This window comes from Nocardiopsis sp. SBT366, assembly GCF_001083815.1.
In the GTDB taxonomy this organism is placed as follows: Bacteria; Actinomycetota; Actinomycetes; order Streptosporangiales; family Streptosporangiaceae; genus Nocardiopsis; species Nocardiopsis prasina.
Window position 1 is genome coordinate 1 of the sequence record NZ_LAVM01000051.1, and the last position, 23499, is coordinate 23499.

Genomic DNA, 23499 nt, shown 5'->3' on the forward strand with positions numbered 1-23499 from the left:
GCCTCCACCGTCACCGCCACCGGAGTCACCCCCCGAACCGTCACCCGAGCCGCCATCGAAGAGGCCGCCACCGCCCGAGGAGCCTCCGTGGGAACCCGATGGGCCCGAGCCACCGGAGTCGCCGCCCACCGAGCACAGGCCAGCGAACTCGCACAGGTCGCCCCATCCGAGCTCGAACCCCTCCCGGGGCTCGGGGGTCCGCTCCCCGGCCCCGCCCGAGGACTCTCCGACCAGCTGCGCGGATCCGGAGTCGGTCACGACCCGTACGGCGTCTTCGCTCGAACCGTCCCGTCCCCGGCGTCCCGCGCCCTCACGGCTCATCCGGCCGAGTCCGATCACCGCGGTGTAGCCCAACGCCACCTCCCTCACCATCGAACGTCCCTCGACGCCGTCGACGGAGTAGGTGCGCTCCGCTTCCAGGAGCAGTTCCCGGCCCGAGGGGGTCCTGGTGGAGACGTTCCGACCGCCTCGCCCCAGGTACAGGGCGAAGGAGAGGCCGTTCAGTACGGAGAGGAACCCGCCGAGCACGGTCAGGGCGACCGTCCAGCCGTTCTGTTCATGGGCGGTCACCAGCACCAGTCCGGCCAGGAGCAGCCCCGACCCCACGAAGGAGAGCCGTTGGGAGATCCACCCGCCGTCGTGGAAGTCGGCCAGCGTCCTGGTGAGCTCACCGGAGTGGGCGATCAGACGCCGTTCGGCGAGCCGCTCCCGAAGCCGGTCGATGCCCCGACTGAAGGTGGCGGTCCGGATGATCCCCCGCGCCGTCAACCCCGTGCGGTCCTTGAAAGCCTTGACGATGTCCCTGCGTACCCGGTCCTTCTCGGTGACGTAGGCGTTGGAGGGACCCACCAGGGTGAAGAACCCGCCCCTGGCCTGGCGTCGGACGCGTCCCGAGAGGAAGAGGTCCAGGAGCACCACCTCTCCGACGCGGGTGGCACCGCCCACCAGGTAGGCGAGTTCGGTGGGGGTGAGTTCGTCGGGCCTCGGCTGTCGGCTCGGGGCGGGGACCCCCGAGACGGACGCGCTGATCACACGAATCGCGTTGACCACCTTGACGAGGGGAAACAGACCGATGGCCAGGCCGAGCAGGGCCCCCAGGAGGGGGATGAGCACCGTGGCGTCCAAGATTTCGGGCCTTTCTGACAGGTCGGCCGTTGGGGGCGTCGGCCAGGAGGATCAGCTGGAGCAGGGGGTGCGGCGGTGGAGGTCACTGGGGTAAGGGGGCGAGGAGTGGTGAGCGTCGTGGGCGAACTGGACAATTCAACACCATCGTGCGGACATACCCTCTGGCCTGGGGTTTTGTTTCCACATCACGGATTCGACCCGGGAGAACACGGCGACCACCTCCGTGTCAAATGACCCGATGAAGACCCCCACGGACATCCGAGCCCTCCACCGAGACGAGAGTGCCGACGAGAATCCACCCTTACCTGCGACTTCTCGGACGGAAGGGGGACGGGGAATCCAGAGCGCCTAGGATGAGGCCCGAATCAATGTGGCCACATTCGGCCAGACTCGGGGGTGGGACACCGAGTGATGTCCGATAGTGGAGGGGCACAGGTTCAGGGCACCGCCATGCGCGGACCCGGATCAGTTCAGCCCCGCGAGGAGGTGACCGCGATGACCACGTTCCAAACAGCACGGGCCACACAGAGCGCAGGACGGCGCACCCTTGGGCGCGCCCCGAGTCGGCGTCCGGCCCTCGAACCAGGCGAACACGCCAGCCGCCGTGGCGTCGCAGCCCCAGCCCCCCAAGGAGGCTCCCAGTGAACTTCACGCATCAGGTCTGGGTCAGGCTCAGCTCCCTTGCCCTGCCCAGGGCCGAGCGGAGCAGCGACAGAGGCGCTGGTTTCGTCGAGTACGGGGCCATCCTCGTGTTCGTCGCGCTCGTGGCCGTCGTGATCATGAACGCCGGGATCGGGGCCCGTATCGCCCAGGGCATCAGCAGCACCATTGACGGAGTCTTCGCCGGAACTCCGTAGGTCACCGAGAGCAGGAACCGCCGGGGACCTCAGACATCGGATGCTCAGTTGCCCCAGGACAGTCAGAGGGACGGGAAGAACGTGGCCCCCAGAAATACGCCTTCCACGTTGAGGGAAAGAAGCCGTCTGTGGGCTGGCTTGGCCGGGGCCCTGGTTCTCCTCACCTCGTCCGGCTGTGTTGTGGGGGCGGAGGAGGCACCGGAACTTCCCGGGGAGGAGTCGACCGCACAGCCTGGAGAGGCAGATCCAGGTGAGGCCGGGGGAGAAGACGCGGAGGTCATCGCCAGTTCGGAGTTCACCTCCTCCGACCTTGGTTCTGATCTGCAGATCGACATCAATGCTCTGGAACGATTGAGTAATGATCTCCTCCGCCTGCGTCTGAGCGTCACCAACAACTCATCCGAGAACTTCGATCTGGGGTACAAGCTCGCAGAGGAGCTCGATGCGCAGACCGCGAGCAAAATCAGTCTCATTGATGATGTCAACCAGCAGAGATACCTGAGCTACGACCAGAGCGACGGAAGCTGCTTCTGTGACTCCCTGAACGGCCCGCTCGGAAGCGGGGACACGGAAAGCCTTTGGGTTATTTTCCCCGGGGACCAGGGAGCCCTGGAAAGGATGACGATTACGACACCGTTGACGTCTCCGTTCTTTGACATCCCCATCAACGATGTCTCCGAGTCCGTCGAGCAGAGCAATCTCGGCGAAGAACAGATTCTCGATCTCACCTTGATCTCCGACAGTCTCGAAGAGGACCAGACGGGACGAACCGAGAGCGGTGACGAAGTCAGCATCATCCTCTCCTCCGACGTCCTCTTCGGCACGGGTAGCTCCGACCTCAGCGACGAGGCTCAGGAGATCCTGGCGCAGGTGGCGCAGGAGATCGACGACGCGAGTTCCACCATGGTCTCCGTCGACGGGCACGCGGACAACACCGGCAGCGAGTCCATCAACACCCCGCTCTCCAAGGAACGAGCCGAGAGTGTCGAGTCCGCGCTGAACGAGCTCATCGCCCGAGACGGAATCACGTTCGAGGTCGAGGGACACGGTTCCGCCGACCCCATCGCGGACAACTCCAACGAAGAGGGACGCGAACGCAACCGTCGAGTCAGCGTCACCTTCGAGAAGTAGGGGGCAGCAATGAACCTGAGACACCGATGGGCCTGGGCCATCTCGCTCATGCTGGTACTTCCCTTCGGGACGGCTTCGAGCGTCCTGGCAGCCCCAGCGCCGCAGACCGAGAACCTTGATTCCCTGGGGACGGCGGAATCCAATGACTCGATTAGCGCGGGACTCACCGCGGAAGCCCACGCGGCAGAACGAAACGAATCGGGAAATCTGCTCTCTGTGGCGTGGAGCGTGGAGAACCAGGGAGACGCGCAGGCCACTTTCAACTGGCCGCACGGAACGACCTACATGTACCACAACGCGAATTCGTACTCAGGGGTTACTGTCTCCTCTTCGGACGAGGGTCAGCGTTATCACCCGGTCATGGACAGCGAGGGCGACTGTCTCTGCTCGGGGAACATCAACGTGGATTCCAAGAGCACCATCGAACCGGGCGAGAAGGTCGCCTACTGGTCGATGTACTCGGTCCCTCTCGACGTGAATGAGATCGACCTGGAGATCCCCGGTTTCGACGCCATCGAGAACATCCCCGTCTCCTGAGTCGGGAACACATCCGCAATCGCTCAGGCCTGACCATCATGATCCCGTTCGCCGAAGGCCGGGCACAGACCTCACATCTGCTCCCGGTTCCCGGACTCTTCTGGAGGCGGAGTTGACCACCCCTCACCGTCCCGAGCTCGGGGACACGCGCCGACCCTCCTCCAACCGACCCCCCAACCGTTCGGACGGGCGCGACCGCCCTCCTCGGATGTCCGTGTGGTGGCAGAGGCTCCTGCGCCTTTCAGGGCCCCCTCGGGACACCGGGCGGGACCGCGGGGCCGCGTTCGTGGAGATGGGTGCGGCGGTCATCCTGGCCGCGCTGATCATCACCACCGTCTACGCCTCCGGTGTGAGCTCCACCTTCAACGAGGGTGTCCGGCAGATGGTGTGTCTGGTGAACGGCCCCGGCTGCGGTGACCGAACCTGGGTGGACGAGGACCGCCCGGACGAACCCGAGCAGTTCGAGTGGGGTTCGGGTAACTCCAACGCCAGCGACAACAAGAACCTCGGCATGCAGGCGGCCGCCGCCGACCCGTACAACTGGACCAACCAGGAGTGGACCTGTCTGGACGGTCTCTGGGGCGCGATGTCCAACTGGGACTCGGGGATGGTCGATCCGACGACCGGCGCACGCGGGATCGTCGGATTCAACCCCGCGGAGCACGGCTCGTTGCCCTCGGGGTTCAATGACAGCGCGTCGGCGCAGATCAGCTGGGGTCTGGGCTACATCCAGGAGGCCCACGGCTCCCCGTGTACCGCGTGGCGGTACTGGCAGAGCACCGGGTACTACTAGGCGGGAGCCGTCCGCCAACCCCGGTGCGGGCCCACGGTTCCTCTCACCGTGCGCGACCTGGCATTTCCTTAGGGTGGCCGGATTCGGCCAGGGGAAGTCCGCTCACAGCCGGGATTTTTGACCGCCCATCCGGCAGAGTGTCCATCACAACCAACGTTGCGTTGCTCCCGGCGAGACGTTGTGGGTGGGTCAAGCACCGATCGTTGGATCGAGACCGGCGTTCACCGCCGAGAGCGGAGAATCCGCCTGCGGTCCAGCGCGTGCGTGCGCCCACGTGCGGGAGGCGCACGGCGGCACGACCACAGACCAGGAGACGGCACCCGGACGGGGGGCGGGCCCCGTTCGTGTGGGTCGGGTTCGGTGGTCGGGGATGGTGCTCGGACCTGGAGGGTCTCCGAGCACTCGCCCCGACCCGGTTTCCGGAACCCGGCCGGGCTGTCTCCCCCACCGCTCCCCCGTCCCGAACACCGGCTCCCCTTGCCGAGGGACGGGGGAGCGGACCTCACCCCCGGAGCCCAGGAGCCAGGCCCCGGTGTCCGCTCGCGCCACGACCGCGTGAACGCGCCGCAAAACCCCCACAGTTGGCAGCAAACCTTTGGACAGTACGGGACAGATTCGGACTTTTAGGCCCATATCGCCCATAGTCTGATCCCTCAATCCCCACCGAGCCCCGGCCAGGAGCCGGCTCGGTGTGGGGGGACGGGGCCGGGACCCTCTCGCGCGCATTCGGCGCGGGGCGGTCTCGAGGACATGGGGGCTCGATGAGGATCGCCTATCTGATCAACGACATGTACGGCATCGGTGGCACCGTGCGCACCGTCGCCAACCAGGCGGCGGCTCTGTCCGCCCGGCACGACGTGGAGATCGTCTCGGTGTTCCGGCACCGCGCAGATCCCGTGCTCCCCGTCCCCGCACAGGTCAGCCTGCGTCCCCTGGTCGACATCAGACAGCATGACGAACGGTCGACCGGGGTGGACGGGCGCCCCCTGTACGAGGGGTCGGAACGGGCCGGTCTGCCCCCGCTGCTCTTCCCGCCGGAGGACGGTCGCGGGAGCACGCACAGCCGCCTCACCGACGACCGGCTCGAGGAGTACCTGGCCACCACCGACGCCGACGTGATCGTCGGGACCAGGCCCGGACTCAACGTGGTGATCGCACGGGCCGCGCCCAGCCGGGTCATCAAGATCGGCCAGGAACACCTCACCTACGAGCAGCACTCCGAGGAACTGATCCGGGTCATGGCGGCCGAGTACCCCAACCTCGACGCGTTCGTCACCGTCACCGAGGCGGACGCGCGCACCTACTCGGCGCGGATGCCGCTGCCGGGGGTGCGACTGTTGTCCATCCCCAACTCGGTGCCCGCTCCGCCCTTCACCGTGAACGGTCACGACACGCGCACGATCGTCTCCGCGGGCAGACTGGCCCCCAGCAAGCGGCACGACCTGCTGGTCCAGGCGTTCTCCATGGTCAGCGAGGAGTTCCCCGACTGGACGCTGAGGATCTACGGGCGGGGCAGCCGACGCGGGGCCCTCGGCAGACTGGTGGGTTCCCTGGGACTCCAGGACCGCGTGTGGCTGATGGGACCGCACCCAAGGGTCGAGGAGGCATGGGCCCAGGGCTCGTTCGCCGCGGTGACCTCCAGTGAGGAGCCCTTCGGAATGACCATCGTGGAGGCCATGCGCTCCGGGTTGCCGGTGGTGAGTACCAACTGCCCCCACGGTCCCGCGTCCATCATCCGGGACCGGGAGGACGGCCTCCTGGTGCCGAACAGGTCCGCGCCCGGGATCGCCGAGGGCCTGGCCCAGCTCATGGGTGACGACGAGATGCGTCAGCGCATGTCGTCGGCGGCGCTCTCCGGATCCGAGCGCTTCGACCCGGTCAACGTGGTCCGGTTGCATGAGGAGCTGTTCTTCGACCTCGCCGGAGCGGGGACGCCGTCCTCGCCGGTGGCGGCCGTGCCCGCGCCCCGCCCGGAGCTCCCCGCCGCCTGCCGGGTGGAGGTCGGCCCCGACGGAGTGACGGTGCTGTCGTTCGGCCCGGCCGAGTGGAGGGCCGGGGCCGTGGCGGGTCGACTCCCGAACCGGTTGGTGCTGACCAAGAAGGGAAGGCGGGTCGAGCTGCTGCCCGAGGCCGACGGACGGTTCCTCGTGGACGCGTCCCGAACGGGGGACGACACCGAGGCGCCCGGGGGTGAGCCGCCGAAGGGTCTGGTCACCGGAACGTGGCAGGTGTTCCGGGTGGACGACGGTGTGGAGGCCCCGGTTCGCGACGTGGAGATCCACCAGCACGGCTTCCCGCTGGCTCCCGAGCGGACCGGAGAGCTCTCCATCGTGATTCCCGCGCGGTCGGCGAAGGGGCGCCTGGTGCTGCACGTGCGGCGTTCGGCGCACCACGCGGAGATCTCGCACGTGGAGGTCGCGGACGGGCTGATCACGGTGCAGGGGCGGGTCCTCGGTCGGCACCTCCCCGACGCGCGCGCACGACTGGTCGTGCGGCTGCGGACCTCCCAGCAGACCAAGCACGAGTTCCCCTCGGCCGTCGCGGCCGGGGGTGAGTTCACCTCCGTGATCGATCCCGAGCTGGTGGTGCGCGGGAGGGAGGGCGACTCCGAGAAGTGGGAGATGCGCGTGGTCCTGTCGGACGGCACCGAGTACACCGTGGGCCGACACCTGTCCGGGGTGGTCGGGTACAAGAAGATCATCGAGTACGCGCCCCAGAAGGTGCGGCCCGAGCACGGCCTCGGCACCAGGGTGCGCCCGTACTACACGGTCAACGACCGACTGGGGCTGCTGACCGCTCCGTTGGCGCCTTCGCTGCCGGTGGACCGGGTCCGCGTGCGTCCGATGGGCCGCCACGGCGACCAGCTGTACATCGAGGTGGCCCTGGGAGCCCCGGTGCCCGTGGACACGAGCTTCGCGCTCGAGGTCGTACGGGGCACCGGCGCCGGGCAGCGGTTCCCGCTGGAAGTGATACCCGCCCAGCCGGGGGGCGAGGAGGGGCGTCTGGTGGGGATCCTGCCGTTGCTCGATCATGACGACTACCGGGGTCTGTCGGCGCTGCGCGCCTCCTGGCAGCTCAGGTTGAAGGCCGGTCCGGCGGGGGCCCTGGCCAAGCTGGGTGCGAAGGCGGTTCCGGACCGGACCGCCCGCCGGTGGAGCCATGGTGCGTACGTGCGGTCCGCGACCGTCTCCCCACTGGGTTCGGGGGATCTCAGGGTCACCGTCGCCGACGTCCACCTGGTGGAGGCCATCAACCGCCGTATCCACTGAGACAGACCCGGGGAGCGCCGGGGTCGGGTCGGCCCACCCCGGCCTGGACAACCGTGAGCACACCGCTACAGTTCCCCTCATGAACGGGCACACCACGACACGGCGGTGGGGCACCCTCGTGGTGCCCCTGGTGGCCGTCGTCGTGCTGTGCTTCCTGTGCGCGTTGTGTTATCCCGGCGAGGGTTCACCGGGGGAGGCTGGCTCCCGGGTCTCCACGGAGTGGTCCGCGGCCTCCGACCCGGCCGAGGATTCCGGTTCCTCGCACGTCTGCCCCACCCCGGACGAGCGTGGCCTGTTGACCGCGCAGCCGATGCTCGCCCTCGGATCGGCCCTGGTCCTGTGTGTGCCCGCACTGCCCCGGGTCGGGCCCTCCCCACGCCGCACGCGCGGGGACCCCGCCGGTCCGCACGGCCACCGCCTGCTCACCCTCCTCTGCGTCCAGCGGGTCTAGGAGCACCGACGAGCCCCGCCCCGTGCTCGTGGGGCTCACACGCGTGCCCTCGTTCGCAACGGACCACAGGAACCCTCACATGAGCAAGAACCTGATCATCACCCTCTGCCTCCTCGTCGTCGCCGCCCTCGGGATCGGCCTGCTCGTCCACCTCGACAGGGACGAGGCCGCGACGGCCCAGGGCGGCGCCAGACCGACCGCGCCGGGATCCTCCCCCGAGGCCCAGCCCACCGCCCCAGCCGACGTGCTCGTTCGGGACGACAGCCGCTACCTCGACCGGGTCGAGGACGCCCGGGTCACGGTGGTGGAGTTCCTGGACTTCGAGTGCGAGGCCTGCCGCGCCCAGTACCCTGCGATGGAGCAGATCCGGGAGGACTACGAGGGCCGGATCAACATGGTGATCCGCTACTTCCCGCTCCCCGGTCACCTCAACTCCGGCCCGTCCGCGGCCGCGGTGGAGGCCGCCGCCCAACAGGACGCTCTGGACGACATGTACCAGCTGATGTTCGAGACCCAGGGTGAGTGGGGAGAGTCCCGCGAGGACCAGAGCGAGGTGTTCGTGGGCTTCGCGGAGGACCTCGGCCTGGACATGGACGAGTTCGTGGAGACCATGGGGTCCGAGGAGACCGAGGCGCGGGTCCAGGCGGACTTCGACGACGGTCTGCTGTTGGGCGTGCAGGGCACCCCGACCATCTTCGTCAACGGCCGTCTCGCTCCGAGCATGCCGATCCCGGAGGTCCTTTCCGCCATGATCGACTCGGAGCTGGAGTGATGGCCGCCTCCGTGCGTCACGTCGACGCGGCCGGTTCCCCGAACCCGCTTCCCGGTGCGGACGTTCCCGTCGTCAGTCGGACGCTGCCATGGCTGCTCGTGGTGGGCGGGCTGGTCGGCCTGATCGCGGCCGCCGCGCTCCTCGTGGAGAGGATCCGGGTCCTGGCCGACCCCGACCACGTTCCCGCGTGCAGCTTCAACCCGGTGCTCTCCTGCGGGACGGTGATGGTGACTCCGCAGGCCGAGGTGTTCGGTGTCCCCAACCCGCTCGTCGGAGTGGCCTGCTTCGCGGTGGTCACGGCCGTGGGGGCGGCCCTGCTCGCGAGGACCGAGCTCGGGACGGGGGCGCGAACGGGACAAGGGACCGTGCTGGGATCGGGAGCTGACCTCGGGTTCCGTCGGTGGTTCTGGCTGGGTCTCCAGGCGGGGTGCCTGTTCGGTGTGGTGTTCGTGCACTGGTTGATCTTCCAGAGCCTGTACCGGATCGGAGCGCTGTGCCCCTACTGCATGGTGGTGTGGGCGGTGACGATCCCGCTCTTCTGGTACGTCACGCTGCACAACCTGCGATCCGGGCACGTGCCGGTTCCGAACGCGCTGCGTCGCCCCATCGGGGTGCTTGCGCGCAACCATACCGTGGTACTGACCGTGTGGGGCGTGGTGATCGCGGGCGCGGTCGCCGAGGCCTTCTGGAGCTACTGGACGACCCTGCTGTAGGGAGACCGCCGCGGAGCGGGCCGCCGGTACCCGGCCGCCCGCTCCGCGTCCCGGAGACGCGGGCCGCGTGATGGCCACCGGGTTCTCCCGCCGTGTCACCGTTGTCACCTGCGGTGACGGGTCGGTCGTCCACAGGGGCCACGGCTCTGCCTTTCCCTGCCGCGCCCGCGCGGGTTAAGCTGCGCCAGGCAGGGGTTTCTCGGTGTCCACGCGCCCGGCCCGCTGCTCCCGACCAACCGACTCCTCCCGCTCCCGCCTCCCCCGCCCTCCGCGCGGGGACCGACCCCCCGGACCGCCATGCGAAGGCCCATCTCCTCCCCGGTACGCAGACGCCATCTCCAGGGTCGCCGCGACGACGGTCAGGCCAACGTCCTCCTCCTGTTCGGTCTGACCCTGAGCCTGCTCGCGCTCACCGTGCTGTTCGTGCGGGTGGGAGCGGCCAACGACATGCGCTCACAGGCGCAGACGGCCGCCGACGCTGCTGCGCTGGCGGCCGTGGCCGGGCTCCGGGACCACGCGGCCCGCCAGCTCGCGGACGGTGTCCACCCCATGCCCCGGTACGACGAGGAGATCGCCGAGTCGCGCGCCGAGACGTACGCCCGCAACAACGGCGGCGTGCTCACGGACATCCGGGCCAGTGACAACGCCATGGGCCGGTTCGGCAACATCGTCCGGGTGGAGGTACGCGGGGCGCTCTGTCAGAAGGAGCTGACGGAGGACGGGTCCCGTGCGTGGGACGACGTGGTGTGTGACGGCGAGGAGGACGACGCCTCGTCCTTCGAGGGCACCGCGGCCGCGATCGCGATCATCGACCTCTCGGCGGACTGCGGACGCAACGCCGACGGACTGGTGTGCGGCGGCGACGCCGTCACCGACGAGGAGCAGGCCTCGTCCTACTTCGACGTGCACCTCATCGACCAGGAGGGCAGGTTCAAGTTCGACCCGAACTCCGTGTTCGGCGGCGGGGCGATCACCGACTGCGGTTCCCTGGGCGGGCTGCACCCGCAGATGTGCGCCGCACACCAGGTGCTCAACCAGGAGTTCCCCGGCTTCTACCTGAGCGCGGGCGGCTACCGCGACGAGTCGTCCAGCGACCACGGCTACGGCGAGGCGGTGGACTACATGATGGCCGACCCTGGCGGGACCCCCACCCCGGCGATGGACGCGACCGCCATCCAGGTGATCGACTTCCTCATCGAGAACCACCAGGACCTCAACGTCAAGGGAATCATTTACAACTACCACATCTGGAATCCCGCCAGAGACAGCACGGGGGCGTGGCTCGACGTCAGGCGGCCAGCCACGGTTCACCACAACCCGACCCTGGACCACGTGGACCACATCCACCTGTCCGCCGGTCCACCGCCCTTCCGGTAGTCCCCACAACCACGTCTCGTCCACGGGGTCGAGCGGGCAGCGGTCCACGGTCCCGCGCCGGTTCCCCCGTCGTGTGCTCCGGCTCCCTCAGCCCCCGCGGCGGGTTGTCCACAGATTCGGATCGGGGCTTGTCCGGGGTGACCCGGCGGCCGAACCTGGAAGCATGAAGCGAGACCGCCGTGCTCCCTCTGGTTGTTCCCCGCTCTTCCCGCTCCCCCGCCCCGTGCCCCGGCCCGGACCACGCCGCAGGGAACCCCCGCCGCGACGCCCCTCCCCGCTGACGGGTCCGCCGACCGACCACGACCTCCTCCTGCGCACGCTGCGCCCCGTCCTGGCCCAGCTGTCCCCGGACGCGGTGGCCTTCGGTCGGACGGCCGCCTACGTGTGGGGAGTCGACCTGCATCCCCAGGGCACCTCCGTCACCCGGAACCGGCTGCACGTGGCGGTACCTCCGGGAGTCGAGGGCGCTGCCCGGGCCGGGGTCATCGCGCACCGTGAGCGCCTCCCGGAGGCCGAGCGCACCCGGGTGCACGGGGTGCGGGTGACCACACGGGCGAGGACCGCGCTGGACGTGGCGGTGCAGTCGACCTCCCTGTACGCCGCGACCGCGGCACTGGACCGCTTCCTCGCCCTGGGCCTCACCTCGGAGGAGCGGTTGCGGGCCGCGGCGCTGACCCACCCCCGGCGGTCCCAGCGACAGCTGCGGCGGGCGCTGGGGCTGGCCGACGGGCGCAGCCAGTCGCCCGCCGAGAGCTGGACCCGGGTCCTGTTGCACCAGGTGGACCTGCCCAGGGCCGTGCCACAGTGCTCGGTCTCCACCATGGAGGGCGACTTCAGGGTCGACCTGGGCTGGCCCGCCTACCGGGTGGCCGTGGAGTACGACAGCGCGGAGCACCACTCGCTGCCGATCGACCGCGCCCGCGACCGGCTGCGGTACCGGGCCATGGAGGAGGCCGGGTGGATCGTGATCTCCATCGGGGTGTACGACCTGTGCGCTCGCCCGGCCGGGTTCCTGCGCGGGGTGATGGGGGCGCTCACCGAACGGGGCTGGTCGGGGACGCCGGAACGCACGGCCGGGGCCTGGCGGTCCATCCGTCGGATCGAGCGCCATCCCCCGCGGTTGGGCTAGTCCGTTCCCGGCGGTGTTCGCGCGGCCCCATACGGCCACATGCGGACACCGGACGGACGCGTACCGTGGCCGACCGTCCCCGGCGCGCCCGGGTCACGGATTCGGGCGGCGGGACCTGGCCCCTGCCGCACCCTGGTCGAACGTGTCCGGGGCCGCGTGGTGGGGCCCCGGAGGTCGGCGCCGCCGGGCCCTCCGTACGCGCCCCGGGCCCCGTGACGGGCCGTCCGATCGTCAGTGGTGACAGCGATGATGTTCGCCCGATCCCCGAACGGAGCGGTGAGTTACCGCGTCGTACTCCGCGTAAGCGGTACCCCCCGATCGTCGAGCCGCAGAATCGAGGCGTTGTCAGTGTCGACGTCGATGCCGTCCACGGAGCAGGAGCTGGAGGAGGTCCCCGGGCAGCCCAACTGGCTGCTGAGCCTGCTGGTGGCCGTGGCCAGCCTGGCGGTGGTCGCCAGTGGTTGGAGCGTGGCCCGGCTGACGCTGGACGGGGAGTCCGCGGTGCCACCGCTGGCGGACCCGGTCGGGGTGGAGTCACCACTGGTGCGGGCCGTGGACGCCGACCCCTCGGACCCGGAGGTGTTTCTGGAGTCGGCCGTCCAAAAGGTGCGGGACGCCCCCGCCTTCCACGTGAGCTACACGCGGACCGTGGAGGGTGAGGAGCCCGCCCAGGGGTGGGCCCGCCACGAGCCCGGCTCCGACACCGCCTTCGAGCACTACTTCGAGTCGTCCGAGGGGGTACGGGTCCACCGCTACGACCTGCCCGGCACCGGTTTCATGATGACCGCCGAGAAGGGCCTGCCCGGCATGACCGTGCTGACCCAGCCCACGGAGGCCGACCGCCGCCTGTGTTCGGAGGAGTTCGTCCTCGGCGTCCTGGAGGACCTGGTGGAGACCGCGACGGACCTGGAACTGGTGGGCTCGGAGAAGATCGATCTCCCCGAGAGCACCCGCGGGGTCGGGGCCAGCACGCACACCGCCTACCGGTACTCGGGGACCTTCGCGACGGAGGCGGGCGACTACCTGCTGGAGCCCGGCCGCAACAGCCTGGTCCAGGTCCCCGAAGCCCGGTTCGACCTCTGGGTGGACGAGGGCGGCCACCCGCGAAGACTCAGCTACACCGCCCCGAACGGGTTCGGTGAGACCTACGAGTACCACCCCGTGGAGACCTAGGAACCGCTCCGGCAGCGTGCGCAGCGCGGCGGTCAGTCGATTCCGGCCCGGCTCATCACCAGCTCGGGGACGTTGACGGTGTCGTCGAGCTCGTAGGCGTAGGGCGGGTCGGGCACGGTGCCGCGCGGCTCGGGCTGGTCGGAGTCGACCAGCAGGTTGTCGCGGGTGACCACGTTGCCCGGTTCGTCGGGCTCGGTGGACACGGAGACCGGGGTGTTCTCGAAGTAGTTGCCCTCGACCAGCACCTGGGAGCCGTGCGAGGACTGGACACCGTACTCGGGGTTGGCGCGGAAGTAGTTGTTGAAGACATGGACGTGCTCGGCGTTACGGGCACGCGGATGACGCTCGGAGGTGCCGTCGAAGAAGTTGTGGTGCACGGTGACCCGCAGCGCGCCGGGCTCGTCGTCGCCGCCTCCCACGGTGACCGCGGACTCGGCCTCGGTGAAGTGGTTCCAGGAAAGGGTGACGTGGTCGGCGCCGTCGGTCACGGAGATCAGGGAGTCGTCCTCACCACCGGAGAAGGTGGAACCGTCCACCCACACGTGGTGGGCTCCTCCCCTGATCGTGACGGCGGGTCCCTCGGAGACCATGCCCAGGTTGGCGAGGATGACGTTGTCGGCACCGTCCACGGCAAGGCCTCCGCCGGTGAACCCGGCGCCCTCCCCCACACCGAGGAGGGTCTTGTCGGAGGCGACCCGGACAGTGCCGTCGAGGTCGATCCCGCCCTCCACCTCCACCACGAGGGGCTCCTCGGCCCCCAGGTACTCGGCCAGCTGGTCGGCGTCGGTCGCGGTCACGGTCTCGCCGTCCGCACCTCCGGTCACACCGGGGTGTTCGGCCGGGGCGTCTTCCGCCTCCTCGGAGTCGGGGTCCTCCTCGTCCGCCGAGGCCTCCGCGTCGTCTCCGGAGTCCCCGTCCGCCTCGTCCTCGTCCACCGGGCCGGCCAGCGCCATGGGCTGGTCCGCCCAGCCGACAGGGGTGCCGAAGGGCCACTCCTCCTCGGGCGTCTCCGGGGGCGGGCTGGACTCGTCCGCCTCGCCGGTGTCCGGGTCCACGGCGGCACCGACGGGGGGTTCGGGCGTGTCGTCCGCGTCCTCCTCCTGCCGGGAGCAGGAGGTGAGGGCCACACACAACAGAGCCGCCAGGCAGGCGGCGGCGAGAGGGTGGAGTCGCATCTGGAACTTTCCAACGAGCGGGGCGGGGGGAGGGGGGTGTCGGGCTCCGACGATTCTCTCAGGCGGGGGGAGACACCGAACACACCGCCCGCGCGGTCCCGCCCCGTGCGGGCACAACGAAGGGCGCCGTCCCCCATCCGACGGGGGCCGACGCCCTCACTCTCACGTTTCGCGATCACTCACCGTGGCCGCGAGGGCTCCCCGGTGCCCGGTGTGGACACCGGTGACGCCCCTTGGAGGCACGTCACCCTGGGGTGGCGCCTAGTCCTCCTTGGCCCAGCCGATGTCCTCGTACACGTAGTCCGAGGCCAGACCGAACTCACCCCAGTTGTGCAGGTTCTCGTCCATGATCCACAGACCGGGACGCTCGAACAGCGGGATGGTGACGACCTCGTCCCACAGCAGCGCGTCGATCTCATTGGCCTTGGCCGCATAGGCTTCGGGGTCCGGCTCCAGAGCGAGTTCATCGTAGAGCTCCTCGACCTCCGGGGTGGAGTGGCGACTGCTGTTGTTACCCCAGTCTTCACCGTCCTCGTCAAGCGGCATGCCGTAGTTGCCCTTGGAACTCGAGGAGAACGGGCTGGTGCCGGTGAGGACGAATCCGGCCATCTCGTAGTTGCCGGGGATGACGTACTCGGAGAACAGGGCATTGCCGGGAACGTGCTGGACGTCCACCTCAATACCAACTTCGGCCAGCATCTCGCGGGCCATGTCGCCCTCGTCCTGCGCCAGCGTCATGTCGTCGGAGGCGACGTAGGCGAGGGTCAGGGTGTCACCGTCCTCATTGGTACGAAACTCCTGGCCCTCCTCCAGGGTCCATCCAGCCTCGTCGAGCAGCTCTGCCGCGCGCTCCAGGTCTCGGGTGCCGAGCTCACCGCTGTTGTCCTGGTAGCCGTTCTGGCTGGATCGCAGAAGACGGTTGACCTCACCGGTGATGGGCCAGTTCACGGCTCCGAGGGCGACCTCGGCCATGGTGTCCCTGTCAATGCTCAGTGCGACGGCCTGACGGACGCGCTTGTCCTCCAGTCGCGGACTGGAACCGTTGATGGAGAGGAAGCGATGGCCGTGGTTGACCGCCTGGGTGAAGTACGCGCCGTCATCCTCCTTGTCCTTCAGCAACTGGTAACCGGCCGCGTCATAGCCGAGGTAGAAGCCGTCGACTTCACCGTTGTTGAAGGCAGCGGGCTGTGCGTCCAACGCCATGGCGTCGAAGATGATGCGGTCGAGCTTGGCCTCGGCCCCCCACCAGTCCTCGTCCTTGTGGATGGTGATGCGCTCCGCGACGTCGTCGAACTCCACGTCCCCGAAGGGACCGGCGGTAACGGGCATCGCCTTGTTGAACCCGGTGTTGAACAGCTCCGCGTCCTCCATGTACTCCTTGGGGTACAGAGGGGAGAACAGGGTCGGCCACTCACCGTAGGGCTCGGTGAAGGTGAGCGAGAAGGAGTACTCGTCCTCCCCTTCGACGAACTCGTCGATCCATTCGTAACCGACGGTGGAGCCGATCTCGAAGTCGGAGCCCCGCTCGCCCGTGCGGGTGATGACGGTCGCCTCGTAGTCCTCGGAGGTGACCGGGTTGCCGTCCGACCACACGGCGTCCGGGTTCAGGGTGTAGTCAAGCTGGAGGCCGTCGTCACTGAGCTCGTAGTCGAGGACGTACTCCTCACGCGGGAAGTAGTCACCCTCGGCGGTGTAACGGCTGGCGGAGGGCAGAACAGCGGCGGCCACGCGGCGGACATCCGCCTTGTTGCCCTGCACGTGGTGCATGTTGTGCTGCTCTTCGTACTGGCTGAGCGCCCAGACGAAGGTGCCACCGTCCTGGAGTTCGTCACGGGGCGCAGGGTTCAGGTCTTCGGGTGGAAGCTCCGCGACCGCCTCCTGAGCGGCTTCCGGGTCGTTTCCGTCGTCACTACTGCACGCGCTGGCGAGAAGCACCAGGACCGCGGCGGGGGCGAGATAACGCGCCTTCCCGATTCGCATGGGGATCTTCCTCCTGTGAGTGTCGGCCAGTACGCGGGGTGGTACTGGCCTCTGCCGTCTCGGACCGCGGTCAGAGCACGTCCTGTCGCTCCGCGAAGTGGCAGGCCGTTCCCTGGTCCCCACCGTTGGTGGGCAGGATCCGCGGTTCGACGCTCATGCACTGCTCTTGGTCGGACTCCGAGAGAGTGATGAACTTCTGGCACCTGGTCCGGAACCTGCAACCCGAGGGCGGGTTTGCGGGGCTGGGCAGGTCACCGTCCAAGACGATGTGCGTGCGGGCGCGTTCCTTCTCGGGGTCGGGGATGGGAATCGCGGACAGCAACGCCTGGGTGTAGGGGTGAGCGGGCCGGGTGTAGATCGACTTGGTGTCACCGATCTCCACGATCCGGCCCAGGTACATGACCGCCACCCGGTCGGCGATGTGCCGGACCACGGACAGGTCGTGTGCCACGAAGAGGTAGGACAGGCCCAGCTTGGCCTGTAGCTCCTCCAACAGGTTGACCACTCCCGCCTGGATGGACACGTCCAGAGCGGACACCGGCTCGTCGAGCACCAGCAGCTTCGGCTCCAGGGCCAGGGCCCGGGCGATGCCGATGCGCTGGCGCTGGCCGCCGGAGAACTCCGACGGGAACCGGACAGCGTGCTCGGGGTTGAGGCCGACCAACTCGAGCAGCTCGTACACGCGCGCGGTGGACTCAGCGGAGGGGACGCCGTGCGTGCGCAGGGGCTCGGCGATGATGTCGAAGACCGTCATGCGCGGGTCCAGCGAGCTCATCGGGTCCTGGAACACGATCTGCATGTCGCGGCGCATCGCGAACCGGTCGGCCTTGCTGAGCGAGGCGGTGTCCTTGCCCATGACCTCGATCCGCCCCTTCTGGGGCTTGTGGAGGTGGAGAATCTCCATGAGGGTCGACGACTTGCCGCAGCCGGACTCGCCCACCAGGGCGAGGGTCTCGCCCTCGCGAACGTCGAAGTCGAGGCCGTCCACCGCGTAGACGGAGCCGACCCGGCGCTTGAACACCGACCCCTTCATCAGCGGGTGGTGCTTGATGAGGCCCTCAGCCCGCAGCATCTCAGGACGATCCTCACGGCGGACCTCGTTCTCGACAACCTCGGGAATCTCCGGAATCGGGTAGATGTCCTGGCCGGTCCAGTCGTTCTCGGCGATCTCCCCGGAGCGGATGCAGGCGACCCGCTGCACACCGGTGTCGTGCACCGTGGTGTGACCGTCGGTGTCGTCGGCGACCTCCTCGCGGATCTCGTGGGCGGGGGGCTGGCCGCCGACGCGCAGTAGTTTGGGCTCGGCGAGCTCACACTCTGGCTTGACGATGGGGCAGCGCGGGGCGAACGGGCAACCCGGCGGCAGGTTGGTCAGGGAGGGCGGAGTCCCCTTGATGGGGATGAGCGCGCCCTGGCGCTCAAGGTCCATCCGCGGTACCGCACCGAGCAGACCCATGGTGTAGGGCATGCGGCTGGAGTAGTAGATCTCGTCGACGCCGCCGATCTCCACGGGGCGTCCCGCGTACATGACCAGGAGGCGGTCCACGAACCCCGCCACGACGCCGAGGTCGTGGGTGATCATGACGATCGCGGCGCCGGTCTCGGCCTGGGCGGTGCGCAGAAGGTCGAGAATCTGTGCCTGGATGGTGACGTCCAGGGCCGTGGTGGGCTCGTCACAGATGATGACGTCGGGGTTGTTGGCCATGGCCATGGCGATCATGACGCGCTGGCGCATCCCGCCGGAGAACTCGTGCGGGAACGATCGGTAGCGCTGGGCGGCGTTGGGGATACCGACGAGTTCGAGGAGTTCCACGGCCCGAGCGTGCGCCTTGCCCTTGCCCGCCCTGGGATCGTGGACCAGGACGGCCTCGGCGAGCTGGTCGCCGACCGTGTACACGGGGGTGAGCCCGGACAGCGGGTCCTGGAAGACCATGGAGATGACCTTGCCGCGCTTCCTGGCCATGGCGCGGTCGTCCAACCCGAGGATCTCCTCACCGTGGAGGCGGACGGAACCGGTGACCCGGGCGTTGTCGGGCAGCAATCCCATCGCAGCCATGGAGGACACGGACTTGCCGGAACCGGACTCGCCGACGATGCCGAGCACCTCGCCGCGGTTGACGGCGTAGCTGACGCCACGTACGGCATGGACATCCGGATTGTTGTTCAGCCCGGCGAAGGTGACAGTGAGGTCGGTGACCTCCAGAACCGGGACGTGACCGGTCTGGTCTTTCCGTTCCGACGCGTGAGTTTCAGTCATGTCGGTGCTCATGTGTGTGCCCTCCCCCTAGGAGCGACGCGACTTGGACGAGGGGTCGAGGGCGTCGCGCAGCCCGTCCCCGATCATGTTCACTGCCAGGACCAGCACGACCAGCATGACCGTGGGAAACATGAAGACCCACGGGGCTGTAGTGGCGAACGGGGCCCCGTCCGCGATCACGACACCAAGACTGACGTCCGGCGGCTGGACACCCAGGCCGAAGTAGCTGAGCGCGGTCTCACCGATGATCGCCGCGCTGACCATGATCGTGGCGTCCGCGATGAGGAGGGACGACATGTTCGGCAGGATGTGCCGCAGGATGATGCGGTGAGAGGGAACGCCCATGAAGCGGGCAGCGTGGATGTACTCGCGCTCACGGAGCGAAATCGTCAGGCCCCGGACCATCTTCGAGGTGACCATCCAGCTGAACGCGGCCAGCAGGATGACCAGGATGAGCCAGCCGCCCTGGCCGACGAAGTGCCGGGACAGAATGGCGAGGACGACAAAGCTGGGCAGAACCAGAGCGAGATCGGCCACCCACATGAGGAGTCGGTCGGGCAGGCCACCGAAGTATCCGGCGAAGGAGCCGACGAGCGCGGCGACGGCGGTGGAGCCGAGCGCGACCAGCAGTCCGATGAGGAGCGACTTCTGCAGGCCAGCCGTCGTGTGAGTGAAGATATCCTGGCCGGTTCGGTTGGTGCCGAACCAGTGGTCAGGTGAGGGTCCGTTGAGGATGGACACGTAGTCGCGCTGGCCCACCTCCCAAGCGCTGATGATCGGTCCGACGAAGGCGAACAGGGCCAGCAGGACGATCAGGACGAGGCCGACGATGACTCGTCGGGTGGCCAGCATCTGACGAACGACGTCCTTGAGCCGGTTCGGGGCCGGTGGCATCGTCGGCCCTTCGACCGCCGTACTCTCTTGGGGCGTGCTCATGGCGTGGTCTCCAGCTGGACTGCCGCGGAGGTGCGCGGGTGGGGCATGGCGGGGCTGTGGGATCGGGTTCGCGGGTGCGTCATAGTCACACCCGCACTCTCGGGTCGAGCCAGGCGTAGAGGATGTCCGAGAGGAAGGACGCCGCCATGATGGTGATCGCCATGAACCAGGAGACCGCCGCGACCACATGCACGTCCTGACGGGCGATGGAGTCGATCAGCCAGGCGCCCATGCCGTGCCAGCCGTAGATCTTCTCCGTGAAGGTCGCGCCGGACACCAGGGCACCGAAGGTGAAGGTGAAGTAGGTGATCGTGGGGATCAGCGCGGTACGCAGCGCATGCTTGAACAGCGCCTTCCTCCGGGTGAGCCCCTTGGCCATCGCCGTACGCACGAAGTCCGAGCCCAGCACGTCCAGCATCATGTTGCGCTGGTAGCGGGCGAAGGCGGCGAACAACGCCAGGGCGAGCACAAGAGTGGGCAGGATCGCGTGGTGGACTCGGTTGAGTAGGAGTTCCCACCAGGCCCCGCTGAACCCCGCCGTGTACTCGCCCGAATAGCGGAACATCGTGAAACCGAAGGCGTCGTTGACGAAGACCGCGGCGACCTGGACGACGATGGCAATGACCACGGTCGGGACCGACAGCACGAAGAAGGACGCGGCGGTGGCGGCTTTGTCGAAGCGGCGGTACTGGCGCACCGCGGCGTAGGCCCCGATCAGGATCCCGAGCGCGCTGCCGAGGATGGTGGCGACAGTGATCAGCCGTAGGGTCACACCGGCCTTCATCCACATCTGGGAGGAGACCTCACCGCCCTGGATGGTCTTGCCGAAGTCTCCGGTGACGATGCCACCGATCTGGCCGGTCGCGCCGACGTCGCCCACGAGCCAGGTGATGTAGCGCTGGAAGATCGGGGTCTGATCGTTGAGGTTCAGGACGTCCAGTTGGGCGTTGATGAACTCAGGCTCTGGCGGCGGCTGCATCTGCTCGAAGTATCCGCGCGGATACAGATTGGTGGCCGCGAGCACGTACGCGAAACTCGTCGCGATGAAAATCAGCACGACGTAGTTCAGCAGCCGTCTGGCCAGGAACTTGCCCAAAACTATCTCCGAACCTCACAGCCGAGCCCGGCGCTTGACCTGTCTTGATCTGTTGTGGGTCACCAGCACGCGGAGTGACACGGGTCGGGCAAGGTTCGCGCGCTCCGATCGGTTAGTCCGGGTAAGCGCCCAAGCTCTGCCGACACCGCGGGGATCACCCCCAGTGACCGCCGAAACACACTGGATTCCAGTTCACGGTCAGTGACCGGAATGTCAAGATTCTGGGGGATCACTAGACACTTGCCGGTAACCACCGCATCAAGAAAGGACAACGGTGGCAATGTGGGCAGCAAGTTCGCATGCAATTGTCAAGCCTGACACGCAACGCAGCACCTCAACTCCATTGCGTCACACAACCGCACTGAACTGGGCCTATGTGGATTTCGAGCACGGATCACGTAAACGTCGTTTACGGAAAACCGACCCCCGAGACGATTCGCCACCCGACCGATCAACGTTCGCAACACGCCGGAAACGGCCCCCCTCCGCACGCCGGCCGAGACCGGACCAGCACGCCCAATCATTACTATCCGTCACCAAAATCCCGATCTCCGGCGATTTCCGTTCCACGCCGCATCCCCCGAATAGGTGACCTTGGGTAACGCGCGTTAACACGGGCTAAGCATCGCCCCTGAAGCCGTCTTACGAACGGCGCCCTCCGCACCCCCTGCCACCTGCACGGATTCGAGTGACGTGGCCAACACCGGCGGTCGGACACGCGGTACCAACGGGGCTGGGGAACCGGACCGCACCGCGCCCCACCAGGTGCCCAGCGAGCGCGCCGCGTCACCGGCGACGGAGAGACCGGTCCACGCCAGTGGCCCCACCGGGGCCACACCGTGGCGTCGCCGCCACGACAGCAGGTGCGGCACGGTCAGCACGGCGGCGGCGACCAGCGCCCGACGCCCCGCCCGCCCGTCCCTGCCAGTACCCGACGCACGCCGGACTCCCGGGGGCAGGTCCACACGGCCGCTCGGGCGTTCGCGGGCCCAGAGCACCCCGCCGCTGACGGCCACCGCTGCCACGAGCGGCCAGTGGGCCGTCCGCGCGAACCTCGCTCCGGTCCGCACCGTGTGGGCCAGGTCCACGAGCACCGGCCGCACCGTGTCCCCGGCCGGGACCCCGGCTTCCCGAACCAGTTCGCGCGCGGTCGCCGCTCCCCCGAGCGCGCACACCGCGAGACCGGCCAGGGGCCGACCGGACAGGGCCAGGCCCAGTCCGACCACGCCGGACAGTGGCAGCTCGGGGCCGGCGACCCCCCGGCCGTGCCTGCGCGTCAGTGGCCCGGCCGCCGCCCCGGCCTCGAACCGGGAGAGCAGGTGCGAGCGCAGGTCCGTGTGCGGCACGGTGCGCACTCGCGACCGGGGCTCGTACCGCACCGTCCACCCCCGCTCGGCCAGACGCCACAGCAGGTCCACGTCGGCCGTCGCGCCGAGGGAGGGGTCCGGGCCGAGCAGGCCCCGCCGCACGAACAGGGCGGGCACCGGTTCCGGCGACGCCGCCGGACCGTGGGTGGGCGCGGGTCGGGCGGGGCCGTGTCCCCAGGGCAGGATCGACGTGGGGTCGGGTCCCCGGTCGGCGTGGAGCGCGCTGAGGGAGGCGACAAACATCCCCCGGGGGCCGCTCCGCACCCGTTCGGCGAGGACCCGGGGCACCACCGCGGCGACACCGGGGTCGGCGAAGTGACCGAGGGCGGTGACCAGCCAGCCGGGGGCGGGCCGGGTCCCGGCGTCCACCAGGGCGACCACCGGGGCGTCGCAGACCCTGAGCGCGACCGCCCGGGCCTCGGCGCCGTCCATGGGCCCGGGCACCACGTGCAGGCCCCTGGCGCGGGCCACCTGGGCACCCAGGCAGGTGGCGCCGACCACCACCGGTCTGAGGTCCGGGTACTCCTGCCGGAGCCCGTCCAGGGTGGCCTCCAGTTCGAGGTGGCGCTCGGCCCCGATCACGGCGACCTGCACGCCGGGAGGCCGGGCCTCCGACGTGGGCCGGGGGTGGGCCAGGCCGGCGTCGACCAGCGCACGTGCGATCCGGCGTTCACCATGGCGGTCGGGCGTGGCTCCGCTGAGCCAGCGGATGACCGAGCTGACGCCCTCGGGAGGCAGACGCAGGGCAGCGGGCGGTGAACCGCCGACGAGGGCGTGGCCCTCGTCCGTGAGTCGGACGGCGCGGTCGATCTCGACGCCGAGGCCGACAGGCAGGGGGTCGGGGGTGGGCGAGGCCATGCCTCCTACCTTCTCGGGTGATCCGCGCCACGCGCAAGACCGAGGCAAGCGGCAAATTTCGGGAGGTCTTCACCAAATCGTTATTCGACCTTGAACCGGCGCAGCGGCGCGTATCCCCGCCGATATCCGACCCCCGTCAGGCCCACCTACCCGAGCGGAACCCTCTTTGGGCAGCTCAGAGGGGGTTACCCTGTCCGGAGCAGGTCGGCTGGGTCGTCAAGGAGGCACGGAGCGTATGCTGAGCGCGATTAGGCCCTTCAGTGTCGTAGGGCACACCCCACACCACACATGACCATCCTCCACGGCCGGCCCTTCGGCCTCGTCACCGTCCCGTGTGAAGCCCCGCGGCTTCTCCCCCACCGCATGCCGTCGCCCTCGTGCCGCGTCCCCAGCGGCACCGAGCCGTGTCCCTCCCTGCTCCCGGGGGCTTCGCCCCGTGTCTGCATCCCGCGCCGTGACCCGTTCCGGGCATGGACGCGTCCAGGGCCAGGCGCCAGTCCGGC

The 23499-nt window shown here is 68.8% G+C and carries 18 protein-coding genes; 11 read left to right on the top strand and 7 right to left on the bottom strand.

Annotated features, from left to right (window positions below):
• The coding region (locus tag ADX84_RS16370; protein WP_156208110.1) for a TIGR04222 domain-containing membrane protein at nt 1–1125 on the bottom strand (1125 nt) is incomplete at its 3' end.
• Nucleotides 1126–1766: 641 nt separating this feature from the next.
• Between ADX84_RS16370 and ADX84_RS16375 the strand changes: the two genes are divergently transcribed.
• The 11 genes from ADX84_RS16375 (at nt 1767) to ADX84_RS16425 (ending at nt 13327) form a co-directional block, all read left to right on the top strand.
• On the top strand, nt 1767–1982 hold the full coding sequence (locus tag ADX84_RS16375; protein WP_049575060.1) for a hypothetical protein: 216 nt from the start codon (nt 1767–1769) through the stop codon (nt 1980–1982).
• Nucleotides 1983–2030: 48 nt separating this feature from the next.
• Complete coding sequence (locus ADX84_RS26385) at nt 2031–3113, top strand: OmpA family protein (protein WP_234004015.1); 1083 nt, start codon at nt 2031–2033, stop codon at nt 3111–3113.
• Between the two features lie 360 nt (nt 3114–3473).
• Complete coding sequence (locus tag ADX84_RS16385) at nt 3474–3650, top strand: hypothetical protein (protein WP_234004016.1); 177 nt, start codon at nt 3474–3476, stop codon at nt 3648–3650.
• A gap of 208 nt (nt 3651–3858) precedes the next feature.
• Nucleotides 3859–4443 (top strand): hypothetical protein, encoded by a 585-nt coding sequence (locus ADX84_RS16390; RefSeq protein WP_234004017.1) that lies wholly within the window; start codon nt 3859–3861, stop codon nt 4441–4443.
• A 761-nt stretch (nt 4444–5204) separates the two neighbouring features.
• Nucleotides 5205–7712 (top strand): glycosyltransferase family 4 protein, encoded by a 2508-nt coding sequence (locus ADX84_RS16395; RefSeq protein WP_049575066.1) that lies wholly within the window; start codon nt 5205–5207, stop codon nt 7710–7712.
• A gap of 79 nt (nt 7713–7791) precedes the next feature.
• The gene (locus ADX84_RS16400) at nt 7792–8163 is read left to right on the top strand and encodes a hypothetical protein (protein ID WP_049575069.1); all 372 of its coding nucleotides are present in this window, start codon (nt 7792–7794) and stop codon (nt 8161–8163) included.
• Nucleotides 8164–8242: 79 nt separating this feature from the next.
• Complete coding sequence (locus ADX84_RS16405; RefSeq protein WP_049575073.1) at nt 8243–8935, top strand: thioredoxin domain-containing protein; 693 nt, start codon at nt 8243–8245, stop codon at nt 8933–8935.
• Entirely contained in the window at nt 8935–9648 is a 714-nt protein-coding gene (locus ADX84_RS16410) for a vitamin K epoxide reductase family protein (protein WP_049575077.1), read from the top strand. Before ADX84_RS16405 ends, ADX84_RS16410 begins: the two co-directional genes overlap by 1 nt.
• A 297-nt stretch (nt 9649–9945) precedes the next feature.
• The gene (locus ADX84_RS16415; protein ID WP_156208111.1) at nt 9946–11025 is read left to right on the top strand and encodes a pilus assembly protein TadG-related protein; all 1080 of its coding nucleotides are present in this window, start codon (nt 9946–9948) and stop codon (nt 11023–11025) included.
• Between the two features lie 163 nt (nt 11026–11188).
• Nucleotides 11189–12154 (top strand): endonuclease domain-containing protein, encoded by a 966-nt coding sequence (locus ADX84_RS16420; protein ID WP_234004018.1) that lies wholly within the window; start codon nt 11189–11191, stop codon nt 12152–12154.
• Nucleotides 12155–12502: 348 nt separating this feature from the next.
• Nucleotides 12503–13327: a hypothetical protein gene (locus ADX84_RS16425; protein ID WP_234004021.1), complete on the top strand. Its 825-nt coding sequence runs from the start codon at nt 12503–12505 to the stop codon at nt 13325–13327.
• Between the two features lie 32 nt (nt 13328–13359).
• Here ADX84_RS16425 and ADX84_RS16430 read toward each other — a convergent pair whose 3' ends face one another.
• From ADX84_RS16430 to ADX84_RS16455, 6 genes are all read right to left on the bottom strand, one after another.
• Nucleotides 13360–14502: a polysaccharide lyase family 1 protein gene (locus ADX84_RS16430; protein WP_049575087.1), complete on the bottom strand. Its 1143-nt coding sequence runs from the start codon at nt 14500–14502 to the stop codon at nt 13360–13362.
• A 261-nt stretch (nt 14503–14763) separates the two neighbouring features.
• A complete protein-coding gene (locus ADX84_RS16435; RefSeq protein ID WP_049575091.1) occupies nt 14764–16482 on the bottom strand; it encodes an ABC transporter family substrate-binding protein in 1719 nt (572 codons plus the stop codon).
• Nucleotides 16483–16552: 70 nt separating this feature from the next.
• Nucleotides 16553–18751: an ABC transporter ATP-binding protein gene (locus ADX84_RS16440; RefSeq protein WP_049575093.1), complete on the bottom strand. Its 2199-nt coding sequence runs from the start codon at nt 18749–18751 to the stop codon at nt 16553–16555.
• Between the two features lie 15 nt (nt 18752–18766).
• On the bottom strand, nt 18767–19675 hold the full coding sequence (locus ADX84_RS16445; RefSeq protein ID WP_049575096.1) for an ABC transporter permease: 909 nt from the start codon (nt 19673–19675) through the stop codon (nt 18767–18769).
• 85 nt (nt 19676–19760) lie between these two features.
• Nucleotides 19761–20771 carry an ABC transporter permease gene (locus ADX84_RS16450; protein ID WP_049575100.1) on the bottom strand — a complete coding sequence of 337 codons (1011 nt, stop codon included), beginning with the start codon at nt 20769–20771 and terminating at the stop codon, nt 19761–19763.
• Between the two features lie 608 nt (nt 20772–21379).
• The gene (locus tag ADX84_RS16455; protein ID WP_049575103.1) at nt 21380–22996 is read right to left on the bottom strand and encodes a family 2 glycosyl transferase; all 1617 of its coding nucleotides are present in this window, start codon (nt 22994–22996) and stop codon (nt 21380–21382) included.
• Between the last annotated feature and the right edge of the window lie 503 nt (nt 22997–23499).